The sequence below is a fragment of the Gammaproteobacteria bacterium genome, from assembly GCA_028817255.1.
Classification (GTDB): Bacteria; Pseudomonadota; Gammaproteobacteria; order Porifericomitales; family Porifericomitaceae; genus Porifericomes; species Porifericomes azotivorans.
The window spans coordinates 1-13,565 of sequence record JAPPQA010000181.1; the positions used below are offsets into that span (position 1 = coordinate 1).

Below are 13,565 nucleotides of genomic sequence, written 5' to 3' on the forward strand. Positions count from 1 at the left end.
GCCGGCGTCGTCTCCAAAATTATCGAGTGAGCGGGCATCGAGTGAGCGGGAATTGATGATGGAACAGCAAAAAATGCGCATCCGCCTGAGGGCATTCGATTACCGTCTGCTCGATAAATCTACGCGCGAGATCGTGGAGACGGCGCGGCGCACGGGCGCCCAGGTCAGGGGGCCGATTCCGTTGCCTACCCGGAAGGAGCGCTACACGGTGCTGATTTCCCCCCACGTGAACAAGGATGCCCGGGACCAGTACGAGATCAGAACTTACAAGCGTCTCCTCGACATCGTGAATCCCACGGAAAAGACCGTGGATGCGCTGACCAACCTGGAACTCGTGGCGGGCGTCGAAGTGCAGATCAAAGTGGAAGGCTGAGGGGCGGCCATGGCGCTGGGGATCGTAGGTTACAAGCGGGGCATGAGCCGGATTTTTTCCGAGGACGGCACGTCCGTGCCGGTTACGGTGATCGAGGCCGCGCCCAACCGCATCGCGTGCCTGCGGACACCGGAGCGGAACGGGTACCGCGCCATCCAGGTGACTTGGGGCAAGAGGCGTCCGGGCTGGCGGGAAAAGCACAAGCGGGCCGCGGGCGAGCATGCCAAGGCAGGAGAGCCCGGCTTGGGGCTGATGGAGTTCCGTCTGGACGACGGCGAGGCACGGGACGGGTTGCAGCCGGGCGCCGAGGTCAAGGTGGGAATCTTCCGCGAGCGCCAGCAAGTGGATGTCACGGGCACTACGATTGGCAAGGGTTTCGCCGGCGCCATCAAGCGGCACGGCTTCAGACGGGGCGGCGCCAGCCACGGCAACTCTCTTGCGCACCGCTCGGCGGGTTCGATCGGCCAGTGCCAGACGCCGGGGCGGGTGTTCAAGGGCAAGAAGATGGCCGGGCACATGGGCAATGTGCGCCGCACTCTGCAACGGCTTGAGATCGTTCGGGTGGACGAGGAGCGTAACCTGCTGTTCGTCAAGGGTTCGGTGCCCGGCGCGCGGGGCGGCAGGGTGGTGATCCGGCCCACCGTCAAGCCCGCCGGTCGGTCGCAGCTTTCGGCGGCGCCGGCAGAGGAGTGAGCCGATGGAACTTCCCTTGCGCGCGCTGGGTGCACCGGGCGAGGCCCGCCGGGTGAACGTGTCGGAGCGAGTGTTCGCCGCGGATTTCCGGGAACCGCTGGTGGCGCAGGTGCTGACCGCCTACCTGGCCGGCCGGCGGCGGGGCACGCAGCGCAACAAATCCCGTGCCGATGCCCGCGGCGGCGGCGCCAAACCGTGGCGGCAGAAGGGCCTGGGACGCGCCCGGGCCGGCAGCAGTCGCAGCCCGATCTGGCGCGGCGGCGGAGTTACTTTCGCCGCCCGTCCCAGGGACTACTCGCAGAAGATCAACCGCAAGATGTACCGCGGCGCGTTGCGCTCGATCTTCTCCGAGTTGGTTCGTCAGGACCGCCTGATTGTGGTGGACGCTTTCGTGGTGCATGGGCCGAAAACCAAGTTGGCTGTGGAGCAGTTGGAACGGCTGGAATTGGCGGGGAACAGCGTGTTGATCGTCACGGGGACCGCGTCCCCGGAATTGCTGCTGGCGTCGCGAAATCTGCCGCGCGTAACCGTTTGCGGCGTCCATGGGGTTAATCCCCATTCCCTGATCGCCGCCGACAAGGTGGTGGTTACGGAAGACGTGCTGGCCGGGTTGGAGGCGTGGCTGGGATGAATCGGGGGGAGTTGCTGGATTTGTTGCGGGCGCCCGTGGTGACGGAGAAGACAGAGGCGTTGCGGGCGGGAGGGCAATACGTGTTCCGCGTCGCCCGGGCGGCGGACAAGCGCGGCATCAAGCAGGCCGTGGAAATGGCCTTCTCGGTCAAGGTGCGGTCTGTACGGGTGTGCAATACGAAGGCGAAGACGCGCCGTTTCGGCGCCCGCCGGGGGGTGCGGCCCGGCTGGAAAAAGGCTTATGTGCGGTTGCAGCCGGGCTCTTCCATCGAGTGGACGGAGCGGCACTGAGCGTGGCTACGATCAAGCCCAGGCCGACTTCCCCCAGCCTCCGCGCGGTCGTGCGGGTACGCACGCCGGGGCTGCATAAGGGCAAGCCCTACGCCCCCCTGTTGGAGAAGAAGAAACGGTGTTCGGGGCGCAACAACAAGGGGCGGATCACGGTTCGGCACCGGGGCGGCGGAGCGAAGAGGCGCTACCGGGTGATTGACTTCAAGCGCGCGAAGGACGGCATCCCGTCCCGCGTCGAGCGCCTGGAGTACGATCCGAACCGCTCCGCGCATATCGCTTTGCTGCTTTACCGCGACGGCGAGCGGCGCTATATCGTCTGCCCTGAAGGGGTGCAGCCCGGCGCGGAGCTGGTTTCGGGGGCGGCGGCGCCCATTCGTCCGGGCAACTGCCTTCCCCTGGGCAATATTCCCATGGGTTCGGTGGTCCATTGCGTCGAATTGAAGCCGGGCAAGGGAGCGCAGCTGGCCCGTAGCGCCGGGACCAGCGTGCAGGTTCTCTCCCGGGAGGGTTCCACCGTTACTTTGCGGCTGCGCTCGGGAGAGGTGCGCAAGGTGCCGGAAGGGTGCCGGGCCACCATTGGCACGGTCTCGAACGGCGAGCATTCCCTGCGCTCCCTGGGCAAGGCGGGGGCGAATCGTTGGCGCGGCATCCGGCCCACCGTCCGTGGGGTCGCTATGAACCCGGTCGATCATCCGCACGGCGGCGGCGAGGGCCGTACCTCCGGCGGCCGCCATCCGGTTACCCCCTGGGGCAAGCCTACCAAGGGGTACAAAACGCGCAAGAACCGGCGCACCGATTCCATGATCATTCGCCGCCGCAAGTCGTAGCGGGCCGGGGGGATTGTATGCCGCGTTCGGTGAGAAAAGGCCCTTTTGTGGATCACCACCTGCTGAAGAAGCTGGAGGAGGTGCGTCGCAGCGGCGACAAGCGCCCGATCAAAACCTGGTCGCGGCGCTCCATGATCACCCCGGAGATGATCGGGCTTACCATCTCCGTGCATAACGGCAGGCAGCATATGCCTCTGTACATTACCGAAAACATGGTCGGCAGAAAGCTGGGAGAGTTCGCGCCTACGCGCGTCTTTCATGGCCATGCGGCCGACCGGAAGAGCAAGTAGCGCGGTGGTATCCATGGCGACGCGGGCGGTACTCAGGTATGTGCGGATCTCTCCCTACAAGGTGCGGCTGGTGGCCGCGGGATTGCGGGGCATGCCGATCGAGCACGCCCTGCAACAGTTGAGTTTCCGCCGCCAGAAGGCGGCAGGGATTTTGAAGAAGGTGATCGAGTCTGCCGTGGCGAACGCGGAACATAACGATTCCGCCGACGTCGATCTGCTTCGCATCCAGGAGATTCGGGTTGACCAGGGCTCTGTCCTGAAAAGGATACGGCCCCGCGCCCGGGGGCGGGCCTACCGCATCCTGAAGAAAACGAGCCACGTCATGGTTACCGTCGCGGAGGCGGGCTGAGGGGGCGCGATGGGACAAAAAGTGCACCCGATCGGTATGCGGCTGGGGATCGGCAGGGACTGGCGCTCCATGTGGTATGCTACCTCCAGCAAGTATCGCGAGTACCTGGGCACGGACATGAAGGTGCGCGAGTTCCTGCGCAGGAAGCTTGCTAACGCCTCAGTCAGCCGCATAGATATCGAGCGGCCCACCAACAACGCCCGGATCGTCATCCACACGGCCCGCCCCGGCATTGTAATCGGCAAGAAGGGCGAGGACATCGAGAAAACCCGCGCCCGCGTATCCAAAATGATGGGCGCGCCGGTCACGATTAACGTGGAGGAGGTCAGGAAGCCGGAGTTGGACGCCTACCTGGTGGCGGAGGGCGTGGCCCAGCAGCTTGAGCGGCGGATCATGTTTCGCCGGGCCATGCGGCGGGCGGTGATGAACACCATGCGCCTTGGGGCGGAGGGCATCAAGATCTGCGTCAGCGGGCGCCTGAACGGCGCCGAGATCGCGCGCTCCGAATGGTATCGGGAAGGGCGCATCTCGCTGCATACGCTGGATGCGGGGATTGATTACGGATTTGCCGAGGCCCGTACCACTTACGGGGTGATCGGGGTAAAGGTATGGATACTGAAGGGCAAGGCGGCCCAGGTGCGGGAGGATGAAAGTGCCCAGCAGCAACAGCAACAGGGATAGGCGAAAGATGAGCGACAAGAGCGTGGCGAGCGCGGGGTCGGTCGCGGCGGTTGTCGCCGCGCTTGGCTTCGCGCGGGATGGATTGCATCGTGTTACAGCCTAAAAAGACGAAATTTCGCAAGAAAAGCAAGGGCCGCAACCGCGGCTTGGCTTCCCGGGGTTCGTCCGTCAGTTTCGGGGAATACGGTATGCGCGCGGTGGGCAGGGCCCGCATTACCGCGCGCGAGATCGAGGCGGCTCGGCGGGCGGTTACCCGGTACGTCAAGCGGGGCGGGAAGATTTGGATCCGGGTGTTCCCGGATCATCCGGTTAGCCGCAAGGCCCTGGGAGTGCGGATGGGCGGCGGCAAGGGCAGCGTCGAGTATTGGACGGCTTTGATCCGGCCCGGCCGCATTCTCTACGAGATCGGCGGCGTCGCCGAGGATGTGGCGCGCGAGGCGTTTCGTCGGGGCGGCGCCAAACTCTCCGTCAAGACCGCTTTCGCCAGCAGAGACCTGATGGGATGAAGGCTGCCGAGTTACGGGAGAAGAACGAGCAGGAGTTGCGCGAGCAGCTTCTGGAATTGCGCCGCGAGCACCTCAATCTGCGGATGCAGATGGGGCTCGGACAATTGGCGAGGCCGCATGAGATCCGCCGGGTGCGCCGCGATGTGGCGCGGATCGAGACGGTGTTGACCGAAAAAGCGCGGGGACAGTCGTGAGCGCCGGCGATGCGACAGCGGGGCGCAGGCAGGGCAAGAGTCTGGTCGGCAGGGTCGTGAGCGACAAGATGACCAAGACCGTTGCGGTGGCGATAGACCGGAAAGTGAAGCTGCCCCTGTACGGCAAGTACGTCAAACGCACCACCCGGCTGCTGGCCCACGACGAACAGGGCGAATGCAAGCTCGGAGACGTGGTCATGATCGAGTCCTGCCGGCCTTTGTCCAAGAGGAAGTCCTGGCGGCTGCTCCGGGTCCTGGCGCAGGCGGGCAAGGGCTGAGGCAAGGGGCTCGGCGGCGATGATTCAAATGCAGACTTCGCTTGAGGTGGCCGATAACAGCGGTGCGCGGCGCCTGCTCTGCATCAAGGTGCTGGGCGGCTCCCGGCGCCGGTATGCCGGCATCGGGGATATCGTCAAGGTCAGCGTGAAAGAAGCGGTGGCGAAGGGCAAGGTCAAGAAGGGCGAGGTGTACGATGCCGTGGTCATCAGGACCCGCAAGGGCGTCCGCAGACAGGACGGCTCCCTGATCCGCTTCGACAGCAATGCGGCGGTGTTGCTGGATGACCAGCGGCAGCCGATCGGAACCCGGATCTTCGGGCCGGTGCCCCGGGAGTTGCGCGCCCGAAACTTTATGAAAATCATTTCCCTGGCCCCGGAAGTCCTGTGAGGAGAGTGCGGTCGTGCAGAAGATTAGAAAGGGAGACCGGGTGGTAGTGATGACGGGCAAGTACAAGGGGCGCCAGGGTGTCGTGCTGAAAATGCTGCCGCGCGAGGACAAGGTGATCGTGGAAGGAGTGAACATGGTCAAGCGCCACGTCAAGCCGCGCCCCCAGTTGCGCCGCCCCGGCGGGATCATCGAGCGGGAGGCGCCGATCCATATCTCGAACCTGGCGGTCTTCAATCCGGTGACGCAAAAGCCGGACCGGATCGGATTCCGATTCCTGGAAGACGGCAAAAAGGTCCGCTACTTCAAATCCAACAACGAGGTCGTGGATGTCTGATGGCCGGGTTGCTGCAACATTACCGGGAGCATGTCGTCGGCAGCCTGATGAAGGAATTCGGCTACAAGTCCGTTATGCAGGTCCCGCGGGTCGTCAAGGTTACGTTGAACATGGGCATAGGCAATGCCGTGGCGGACAAGGATGCGCTGCAGAAGGGCGCCGACGATCTGACCCAGATTGCCGGACAGAAGGCTGTCCCGACCCGGGCCCGCAAAGCCATATCCAACTTCAAGCTCCGCAAAGACTGGCCGATCGGCTGCAAGGTCACCTTGCGCCGCACTAGAATGTACCAATTTCTGGATCGGCTTATTTCGATCGCGATCCCCAGGATCCGGGATTTCCGGGGGCTCAACCCGAAATCTTTCGACGGCAGGGGCAACTACAGTATCGGACTTACGGAGCAGATCATTTTTCCCGAGATTGACTACGACAAGATCGAAGGCATACGCGGAATGGACATATGCATCACCACCAGCGCCCGCGATGACCGGGAGGCGCGCGCCATGCTTCGGGAAATGCGCTTCCCGATAAGGAATTGAGGAGGGAGCGGGAATGGCCAAGCGATCCATGATCGAACGGGAGAAGAAGCGCCGCTTCCTGGTCGGCAAGTACGCGGATCGGCGCAACGAGTTGCGCCGGCGCGCCAAGGACACCCGGTTGCACGAAGAGGAGCGGCTGCAGGCCCGGCTCGCGCTCAACCGGATGCCGCGCGATTCCTGTCCCGCGCGCATGCGCAATCGTTGCGCCATTACCGGGAGGCCGCACGGCTACTACCGCAAGTTCGGCCTGGGCCGCAACAAGCTGCGCGAGTATGCGATGCGGGGCGAAATCCCCGGATTGGTCAAGGCGAGCTGGTAGGCGCGGAGCGAGAGAACCATGGCCGTACAAGACCCCGTAGCCGATATGCTCTGCCGGATCAAGAATGCCCAGGCCCGGTTCAAGCCGGAGGTGCGCGTGCCCGCCTCGGGGCACAAGAGGGAGATCGCCGAGTTGCTCCAGAGAGAAGGATATGTAGAGGATGTCGCCCTGGAAGGCGATGCCATGAAGACCATCGTCATCCGGCTGAAGTATTACAAGGGGGCGCCGGTCATTGAGATGATGCGAAGGGAGAGCAAGCTGAGCCGCCGGGTTTATCGCAAGAGTCGCGACCTGCCCACGGTGCGCCGGGGATTGGGGATCGCGGTCATCTCCACGCCCCAGGGGGTGATGACGGACCGCGAAGCCAGGGAAAAGGGGTTGGGCGGCGAAGTCGTCTGCCTGGTGGCTTGAGGGCGCCGGCGTGTCTCGTTTTACGGCCAAGCCGCTGCCTGTTCCGCCGGGGGTGGAGGTGATGCTGCAGGACTCCGCCATCGTGGTGGCGCTGGGGGACAAGCGGCTGTCCCAGACGCTGTCTCCGCTCGTGGAGGTGAAGCGGGAGGATGGGGCGTTGCGCGTTTCCCTGCGGCGAAAGGGCAACCGGCGGGCGAATGCGATGGCCGGCACCACCTGCGCGCTGATCCGCAACATGCTCACGGGCGTGAGCCGCGGCTTCGAGAGGAAACTGCTCCTGCAAGGGGTCGGCTACCGCGCCCAGATCGAGGGCGGGGAGCTCGTGATGCAACTCGGGTATTCGCATCCGGTGCGGTTTTCCCTCCCGGAAGGGATTGCCGTGGAGATGCCGAGCCAGACCGAGGTCGTCATTCGCGGGACCGACAAGCAGCAGGTGGGGCAGTTTGCGGCCCGGGTCCGCGCCGCCCGCCCGCCAGAGCCCTACAAGGGCAAGGGCATCAGATACGCGGACGAACAGATTCGCCGCAAAGAACCGAGCAAGAAGGGGTAGGGCGGGACATGCACAAGCGGCGGCAGGCCCGTATGCGCCGGGCCAGGAAGACCAGGGCGCGGATTGCGAAGACAGGCGCGTTGCGCCTCACCGTGCACAGAACCCCGCGCCATATGTACGCGCAGATCTTCGCGCCGGACGGCAGCCGCACCTTGGTCAGCGCTTCTTCCCTGGACAGCGAGGTGCGCAAGAGCATCCGTTACGGCGGCAACGTCGAGGGGGCGCGGGCCGTGGGCGAATTTCTGGCCCGCCGTGCGGCCAAGGCCGGCATTCAGCGGGTCGCCTTCGACCGCTCCGGGTTCAAGTACCACGGGCGCGTCAAGGCCCTGGCAATGGCCGCCAGGGAGGGAGGAATGGAGTTTTAGCGATGGCGAAGAACGAGACGGTCGCAAGCAGCGAGGGGCTGGAGAAATTGATTGACATCAACCGGGTGGCCAAGGTGGTCAAGGGGGGGAGGCAGTTCGGCTTTGCCGCCCTGGCCGTGGTGGGCAACGGCGACGGCCGGATGGGGATGGGCAGAGGCAAATCCAAAGAAGTCCCGGCGGCGATCCAGAAGGCCATGGAGAATGCCCGCAACAGCATGTTCGACGTGCCTCTGGGCGATGGCACGCTGCACTATCCCATCGTCGCCAGCCACGGGGCCTCGAAAGTGTATATGCAGCCCGCGTCGAGGGGCACCGGCATTATCGCCGGCGGACCCATGCGGGCGATCTTCGAGGTCCTGGGGGTGCGCGACGTGCTTGCCAAGTCCTTCGGTTCGCGCAATCCGATCAACGTGGTGCGGGCGACGATCAAAGGCTTGCGCGGCGCGCGGTCGCCGGCGGAACTGGCCGCCAAGCGCCGTCCTGCCGCCGCGGGCAAGGACGGGGGGCGGAGACATGGCGCGTAGGGACGGGGCGCATAAGGACGGGGCGCGCAAAAAGACGCTCCGGGTCTCCCTGACGCGGAGCCTGATCGGCAGATTGCGCTCCCACAAGGCCTGCGTCCAAGGTCTGGGGCTGCGCCGGATCGGGCAGACGGTCGAGGTGCTGGATACCCCCGAGAACAGGGGCATGATTCGCAAAGCGCATTACCTGCTTGCGGTGGAGGAGCCATGCGCCTGAATACGTTGCGCCCGGGCGCGGGCGCCCGCCGGCGGCGGCGGCGGGTGGGCCGCGGCGCCGGTTCCGGCATGGGCAAGACCTGCGGCCGCGGGCACAAGGGGCAGAAGTCCCGTGCCGGCGGCGGGCCGGGCCGCGGCTTCGAGGGCGGGCAGATGCCTTTGCAGCGGCGCCTGCCGAAGGTGGGATTTCGTTCCCGCCGGGGCCGGTTCGACGCCGAGCTGCGCCTGGACCGCATTGCCGCGCTGGCGGATGTCGAGGAGCTGACGATCGAGACACTGCGGAAACAAGGGCTGATCGGTCGGCGGGTGCGCCGGGTGAAAGTGATCGCATCCGGTTCCGTGGATAAGCCGTTGAAGCTGTCCGGCATCCGGACGAGCAAGGGCGCGCGGGCGGCGATCGAAGCCGCCGGCGGCAGCGTGGCGGAGTAGTCATGGCGGCGAATCTGGCAGTAGCGCGCGGCCTGGGCGAACTCGGCAAGCTGGGCGAACTCAGGAGCCGACTGTTGTTCGTGTTGTTCGCGCTGTTGGTTTACAAGGTGTTCACCCACGTGCCGGTGCCCGGGATCAACCCGGTCGCCCTGGCGGACTTCCTGCGCCAGAACCAGGGAACGATTCTCGACATGTTCAACATGTTCTCGGGCGGCGCCCTGCAGCGGTTCTCCGTCTGTACCCTGGGCGTGGTCCCCTACATCACCGCTTCCATCATCATGCAAATGTTCTCTGCGATCGATCCGCGCCTGAAGCAGTTGCGCAAAGAAGGCGAATCCGGGCGGCGCAAGATCGTCAGATATACTCGTTACCTGACGGTGCTGTTGGCCAGCTTCCAGGCGCTGGCCGTGTCCATTGGTTTGGAGAGCCAGCAGACTCCCGGCGGCTCGGTGGTCGTCGAGCCGGGGCTCGGGTTCCGGGTCACCGCCACGATCTCCCTGGTTACCGGCACCATGTTTTTAATGTGGCTGGGGGAGCAGATCACGGAGCGGGGCATCGGCAACGGCATATCCATGATCATTTTCGCCGGCATCGTATCCGGCTTGCCGGCGGCGGTGGGCGGCACGATGGAGCTGGCCCGCACGGGAGAGCTGAGCATCCTGCTGGTGATCGGCCTGTTCGTCCTGGTGGTCGGCGTGACCGGCTTCGTGGTTTTTGTCGAGATGAGCCAGCGGCGCATCCCGGTGAATTACGCCCGGCGGCAGATCGGCCGCCGGGTCATGGCGGGGCAGGCCAGCCATCTCCCCTTGAAACTGAATACTTCCGGCGTCATTCCGCCGATCTTCGCCTCCAGCCTGATCCTGTTTCCTTCCACGGTGGCCGGCTTGTTTGGCGAGAGTCCGGGCATGCAGTGGTTGCGCGACCTCTCCACGGTGTTGCAGCCGGGGAACCCGCTGTATATCGCCGTGTTTTCCGCCGGCATCTTTTTCTTCTGCTTCTTTTATACCGCCTTGATCTTCGATTCGCGGGAGATCGCCGAGAACCTGAAGAAGACGGGCGCCTTCGTCCCGGGCATGAGGCCGGGGGAGCAGACCGCCCAGTACCTGGACACCGTGCTGACCCGGCTTACTATGGCGGGCGCGATTTACATCACCCTGGTTTGTCTGCTCCCCGAATTCCTGATATTGCGGATCGGGGTGCCGTTTTATTTCGGCGGCACGTCGCTGTTGATCATCGTGGTGGTGGTGATTGATTTTATGGCGCAGGCGCAGACCCACATGATGTCGCACCAGTACGAGGGCCTGCTGCGCAAGGCGCACCTTCGGGGCCGGCGGAGCTGAGGCATGGCGACGGAGGAACGCAGATGAAGGTACGGGCTTCGGTCAAGAAGATTTGCAGGGAGTGCAAGATCGTCAAAAGGAAGGGAGTCATTCGGGTGATATGCCGCGACCCCCGCCATAAGCAGCGGCAGGGGTAGCCGGCGGTTCCTGGAGGATACAGCAAGTGGCAAGAATCGCGGGAGTCAACCTGCCGGAAAATAAGCACCTGCAAGTGGTGCTGACGCATATCTACGGCATCGGGCGGGCGCGGGCAGCGCAGATCTGCACGGCGGCCGGGGTCAAGCCCGGCGCCGTGCTTGCGGATCTGCCGGAGAGCCAGCGCGACCGGTTGCGGGCCGAAATCGAGAAGCACCCGATCGAAGGGGACGTCAGGCGCCAGTTGACCATGAACATCAAGAGGCTGATGGATATCGGCTGCTACCGGGGCATCCGGCACCGGAAAGGGCTCCCGGTGCGGGGGCAGAGGACCCGGACGAATGCGAGGACGAGGAAGGGCCCGTGCCGGCCCGTGAAGCGGTAGCGGCCGGGTTTCGAGGAGGCGGGTATTGGTATGGCTGAAAAGAGCAAGAAGAGGAAGAAACGAGCCAAGGGCAGTCCGGTGCTGGACGGCATCGCGCACATCCAGGCGTCGTTCAACAACACCTGCGTTACGATTACCGACCGGCAGGGCAACGCTATCGCATGGGCGACTGCCGGCGGCAGCGGCTTTCGCGGCTCGCGCAAGGGCACTCCTTTCGCCGCCCAGATCACGTCCCAGAAGGCGGGCAAACTGGCGCAGGAATGCGGCGTTAAAACGCTGGAAGTGCGCGTCAAGGGGCCGGGTCCGGGGCGCGAATCGGCCGTGCGCGCCCTGAACGCGCTGGGATTGAAGATCACCAGCATTACCGACGTGACCCCGTTGCCCCACAATGGCTGCCGCCCGCCGAAGCGGCGCCGGGTCTGAACGGGAGGCAGGGAAGATGGCAAGGTACAGAGGCCCGACATGCAAGCTGAGCCGGCGCGAAGGCACGGACCTGCTCCTCAAGAGCAGGACCCGACAGATTGAAACCAAGTGCAATATAGACAAGCCGCCCGGTCAGCACGGCGTATCCCAGCGGCGGCGGCCCTCGGACTACGCGCTGCAATTGCGCGAGAAGCAGAAGTTGCGCCGCATGTACTGCGTGCTGGAGCGGCAGTTCCGCCGTTACTATTTCGAGGCGGTTCGGCGCAAGGGCGCCACCGGAGAGAACCTGCTGAAACTTCTGGAGAGCCGCCTGGACAACATCGTATATCGCATGGGTTTCGGCAGCACCCGCAACGAGGCGCGGCAGTTGGTCAGTCACAAGTCCATTACGGTGAACGACCGGGTGGTCAACATCGCCTCGTACGAGGTGAAACCGGGCGACATCATCCAGGTCCGGGAGAAGAGCCGCCAGCAGCTGCGGATCCAATATGCCCTCAAGTGCGCCGAGGAGCTGGGGTTCCCGGATTGGCTGACTGTGGACACGGAAAAGAAATCCGGCGTCTTCCAGCGGCTGCCCGCGCGCAGCGACCTGCCGGACGACATCAACGAGAATCTGGTGATCGAGTTGTATTCCAAGTAAAGGAGAGGTGGCAAAACCGTGGAAAAATTTAGCGCGGCAATCTTGAAGCCAAAAAATATCCGGTGCATACAGGACGGCGCCCACAAGGCGCGCATAGTCATCGAACCGCTGGACAGGGGTTTCGGATACACTCTGGGGAATGCCTTGCGCAGAGTGCTGCTTTCCTCCATGGAGGGGTGCGCGATCGTGGAGGCCCAGGTAGAGAATGTCCTGCACGAGTACACTGCCATCGAGGGAGTCCAGGAAGACGTGACGGACATCATGCTGAACCTGAAGGAGGTGGCCATCCGCCTGCATTCGAAGGACGAAGCGTCGTTCGCGTTGAGCAAAAAGGGCCCCGGCGCGATGCGGGCGGGGGACATATCGGTGGGGCATGACGGCGAGGTGATGAACCCGGACCACGTCATCGCCAGTCTCACCAAGCCGGTAGAGTTGAAGATGGAAGTGCGGGTGGCGCGAGGCAGGGGCTATCACCCCGCCATGTCCGAGTCCGACCCGGATGGCGAATCGGTCATCGGGCGCATGAAGTTGGACGCCTCTTTCAGCCCGATCCGCAGGGTGGCCTACGATGTGCAGCGGGCCCGCGTCGAGCGGCGCACGGACCTGGACAAGTTAACGCTGGAAATAGAAACCGACGGCACGATCGCCCCGGGGCAGGCACTGAGCAAGGCTTCCGGCATCCTGATTGACCAGTTCGCGATGTTTGCGGATTTGTCGAAGGAGCGGGACGAGGAGTCCCGCCCCGAGGAGGAGAAGACGGATGCCGACCAGCTCCTGGCTCTGCCGGTGGACGATCTGGACCTGACCGTGCGTTCCGCGAACCGCCTCAAGGGATACGATATTCACTATATCGCGGACCTGGTCGGCAAGTCGGAGAGCGAGCTTCTGCAGACCCCGAATCTGGGGAAGAAATCCCTGACCGAGATCAAGGAAGCGCTGGCGGCAAAGGGACTGTCGCTCGGTATGAGCCAGGCTGGCGCCGCAACGGAGAAAGACCGGAAATAACCGGCGCCCGGGGGAGGAGGCTACAGCATGAGACATGGTCATTCCGGTCGCCGGCTGAACCGCACCGGCGCCCACTTGCGGCTGATGTTCAGGAACATGAGCGTGTCCCTGTTTTTGCACGAGCGCATCAGGACCACCCTGGCGAAGGCGAAGGAATTGCGCCGCTACGCAGAGCCCCTGATCACGGCGGCCGCCAGGAATGACACGGTGGCGGGCCGGCGTCTGGCCTTCGCCCGGCTCAGGGACAATGAGGCGGTCTGGAAGCTGTTCGCGGAGTTGGGTCCCCGGTACAAGGACCGCCCCGGAGGTTATATCCGCATCCTGAAGATAGGCCACCGGCATGGAGACGCGGCCCCCATGGCGTGGGTGGAGTTGGTGGATGCGAAGCCGCCGGAGGAGGCTGAGGGCGGCGAGGCGAAGGGCGCGGTGGAGGCGCTGGAGGCAAAAGACTGA

28 protein-coding genes are annotated in these 13,565 nt (G+C 64.4%); all 28 read left to right on the plus strand.

All coding sequences use genetic code 11. The features are described from left to right. Window positions 1-58: 58 nt before the first annotated feature. The 28 genes from rpsJ to rplQ all read left to right on the plus strand — a co-directional run bounded on the left by rpsJ (window position 59) and on the right by rplQ (window position 13,565). Window positions 59-373 carry a 30S ribosomal protein S10 gene (rpsJ, locus tag OXU43_07260; GenBank protein ID MDD9824952.1) on the plus strand — a complete coding sequence of 105 codons (315 nt, stop codon included), beginning with the start codon at window positions 59-61 and terminating at the stop codon, window positions 371-373. Window positions 374-382: 9 nt separating this feature from the next. After that, window positions 383-1,066: a 50S ribosomal protein L3 gene (gene rplC, locus OXU43_07265; GenBank protein ID MDD9824953.1), complete on the plus strand. Its 684-nt coding sequence runs from the start codon at window positions 383-385 to the stop codon at window positions 1,064-1,066. 4 nt (window positions 1,067-1,070) lie between these two features. Continuing rightward, window positions 1,071-1,697 carry a 50S ribosomal protein L4 gene (gene rplD, locus OXU43_07270; protein MDD9824954.1) on the plus strand — a complete coding sequence of 209 codons (627 nt, stop codon included), beginning with the start codon at window positions 1,071-1,073 and terminating at the stop codon, window positions 1,695-1,697. Next, a complete protein-coding gene (gene rplW / locus OXU43_07275; GenBank protein ID MDD9824955.1) occupies window positions 1,694-1,987 on the plus strand; it encodes a 50S ribosomal protein L23 in 294 nt (97 codons plus the stop codon). Before rplD ends, rplW begins: the two co-directional genes overlap by 4 nt. Before the next feature lie 2 nt (window positions 1,988-1,989). Beyond that, the gene (gene rplB / locus OXU43_07280) at window positions 1,990-2,814 is read left to right on the plus strand and encodes a 50S ribosomal protein L2 (protein ID MDD9824956.1); all 825 of its coding nucleotides are present in this window, start codon (window positions 1,990-1,992) and stop codon (window positions 2,812-2,814) included. Window positions 2,815-2,831: 17 nt separating this feature from the next. Beyond that, complete coding sequence (rpsS, locus tag OXU43_07285; GenBank protein MDD9824957.1) at window positions 2,832-3,104, plus strand: 30S ribosomal protein S19; 273 nt, start codon at window positions 2,832-2,834, stop codon at window positions 3,102-3,104. A 13-nt stretch (window positions 3,105-3,117) separates the two neighbouring features. Further along, window positions 3,118-3,453, plus strand: a complete 336-nt coding sequence (rplV, locus tag OXU43_07290; protein MDD9824958.1) for a 50S ribosomal protein L22 — start codon at window positions 3,118-3,120, stop codon at window positions 3,451-3,453. Window positions 3,454-3,462: 9 nt separating this feature from the next. Next, a complete protein-coding gene (rpsC, locus tag OXU43_07295; protein ID MDD9824959.1) occupies window positions 3,463-4,134 on the plus strand; it encodes a 30S ribosomal protein S3 in 672 nt (223 codons plus the stop codon). Between the two features lie 89 nt (window positions 4,135-4,223). After that, window positions 4,224-4,640, plus strand: a complete 417-nt coding sequence (rplP, locus tag OXU43_07300) for a 50S ribosomal protein L16 (GenBank protein ID MDD9824960.1) — start codon at window positions 4,224-4,226, stop codon at window positions 4,638-4,640. Then, window positions 4,637-4,834, plus strand: coding sequence for a 50S ribosomal protein L29 (rpmC, locus tag OXU43_07305; protein ID MDD9824961.1), 198 nt, complete (start codon window positions 4,637-4,639; stop codon window positions 4,832-4,834). The genes rplP and rpmC overlap by 4 nt, the downstream gene beginning before the upstream one ends. Continuing rightward, window positions 4,831-5,112, plus strand: coding sequence for a 30S ribosomal protein S17 (rpsQ, locus tag OXU43_07310; GenBank protein ID MDD9824962.1), 282 nt, complete (start codon window positions 4,831-4,833; stop codon window positions 5,110-5,112). The genes rpmC and rpsQ overlap by 4 nt, the downstream gene beginning before the upstream one ends. A 19-nt stretch (window positions 5,113-5,131) precedes the next feature. Next, window positions 5,132-5,500, plus strand: coding sequence for a 50S ribosomal protein L14 (gene rplN, locus OXU43_07315; protein MDD9824963.1), 369 nt, complete (start codon window positions 5,132-5,134; stop codon window positions 5,498-5,500). A gap of 13 nt (window positions 5,501-5,513) precedes the next feature. Beyond that, window positions 5,514-5,834: a 50S ribosomal protein L24 gene (gene rplX / locus OXU43_07320; protein ID MDD9824964.1), complete on the plus strand. Its 321-nt coding sequence runs from the start codon at window positions 5,514-5,516 to the stop codon at window positions 5,832-5,834. Beyond that, entirely contained in the window at window positions 5,834-6,373 is a 540-nt protein-coding gene (gene rplE, locus OXU43_07325; protein MDD9824965.1) for a 50S ribosomal protein L5, read from the plus strand. Before rplX ends, rplE begins: the two co-directional genes overlap by 1 nt. 13 nt (window positions 6,374-6,386) lie before the next feature. After that, complete coding sequence (rpsN, locus tag OXU43_07330; GenBank protein MDD9824966.1) at window positions 6,387-6,692, plus strand: 30S ribosomal protein S14; 306 nt, start codon at window positions 6,387-6,389, stop codon at window positions 6,690-6,692. Window positions 6,693-6,710: 18 nt separating this feature from the next. Then, a complete protein-coding gene (gene rpsH / locus OXU43_07335; GenBank protein ID MDD9824967.1) occupies window positions 6,711-7,103 on the plus strand; it encodes a 30S ribosomal protein S8 in 393 nt (130 codons plus the stop codon). Between the two features lie 10 nt (window positions 7,104-7,113). Then, entirely contained in the window at window positions 7,114-7,653 is a 540-nt protein-coding gene (gene rplF, locus OXU43_07340; GenBank protein ID MDD9824968.1) for a 50S ribosomal protein L6, read from the plus strand. Between the two features lie 8 nt (window positions 7,654-7,661). Beyond that, window positions 7,662-8,018: a 50S ribosomal protein L18 gene (gene rplR / locus OXU43_07345; protein ID MDD9824969.1), complete on the plus strand. Its 357-nt coding sequence runs from the start codon at window positions 7,662-7,664 to the stop codon at window positions 8,016-8,018. A 2-nt stretch (window positions 8,019-8,020) separates the two neighbouring features. Then, on the plus strand, window positions 8,021-8,542 hold the full coding sequence (rpsE, locus tag OXU43_07350) for a 30S ribosomal protein S5 (protein ID MDD9824970.1): 522 nt from the start codon (window positions 8,021-8,023) through the stop codon (window positions 8,540-8,542). After that, the gene (rpmD, locus tag OXU43_07355) at window positions 8,532-8,756 is read left to right on the plus strand and encodes a 50S ribosomal protein L30 (GenBank protein ID MDD9824971.1); all 225 of its coding nucleotides are present in this window, start codon (window positions 8,532-8,534) and stop codon (window positions 8,754-8,756) included. Before rpsE ends, rpmD begins: the two co-directional genes overlap by 11 nt. After that, window positions 8,747-9,184, plus strand: coding sequence for a 50S ribosomal protein L15 (gene rplO / locus OXU43_07360; protein MDD9824972.1), 438 nt, complete (start codon window positions 8,747-8,749; stop codon window positions 9,182-9,184). Before rpmD ends, rplO begins: the two co-directional genes overlap by 10 nt. Before the next feature lie 2 nt (window positions 9,185-9,186). Next, window positions 9,187-10,524, plus strand: a complete 1,338-nt coding sequence (gene secY / locus OXU43_07365) for a preprotein translocase subunit SecY (GenBank protein ID MDD9824973.1) — start codon at window positions 9,187-9,189, stop codon at window positions 10,522-10,524. A gap of 23 nt (window positions 10,525-10,547) precedes the next feature. After that, window positions 10,548-10,661, plus strand: coding sequence for a 50S ribosomal protein L36 (gene rpmJ / locus OXU43_07370; GenBank protein MDD9824974.1), 114 nt, complete (start codon window positions 10,548-10,550; stop codon window positions 10,659-10,661). Window positions 10,662-10,687: 26 nt separating this feature from the next. Beyond that, window positions 10,688-11,044, plus strand: a complete 357-nt coding sequence (gene rpsM, locus OXU43_07375) for a 30S ribosomal protein S13 (protein MDD9824975.1) — start codon at window positions 10,688-10,690, stop codon at window positions 11,042-11,044. Window positions 11,045-11,074: 30 nt separating this feature from the next. Further along, the gene (rpsK, locus tag OXU43_07380; GenBank protein ID MDD9824976.1) at window positions 11,075-11,467 is read left to right on the plus strand and encodes a 30S ribosomal protein S11; all 393 of its coding nucleotides are present in this window, start codon (window positions 11,075-11,077) and stop codon (window positions 11,465-11,467) included. Window positions 11,468-11,483: 16 nt separating this feature from the next. Next, on the plus strand, window positions 11,484-12,107 hold the full coding sequence (gene rpsD, locus OXU43_07385) for a 30S ribosomal protein S4 (protein ID MDD9824977.1): 624 nt from the start codon (window positions 11,484-11,486) through the stop codon (window positions 12,105-12,107). Window positions 12,108-12,149: 42 nt separating this feature from the next. Continuing rightward, window positions 12,150-13,112 (plus strand): DNA-directed RNA polymerase subunit alpha, encoded by a 963-nt coding sequence (rpoA, locus tag OXU43_07390; protein MDD9824978.1) that lies wholly within the window; start codon window positions 12,150-12,152, stop codon window positions 13,110-13,112. Between the two features lie 27 nt (window positions 13,113-13,139). Further along, a complete protein-coding gene (rplQ, locus tag OXU43_07395) occupies window positions 13,140-13,565 on the plus strand; it encodes a 50S ribosomal protein L17 (protein ID MDD9824979.1) in 426 nt (141 codons plus the stop codon).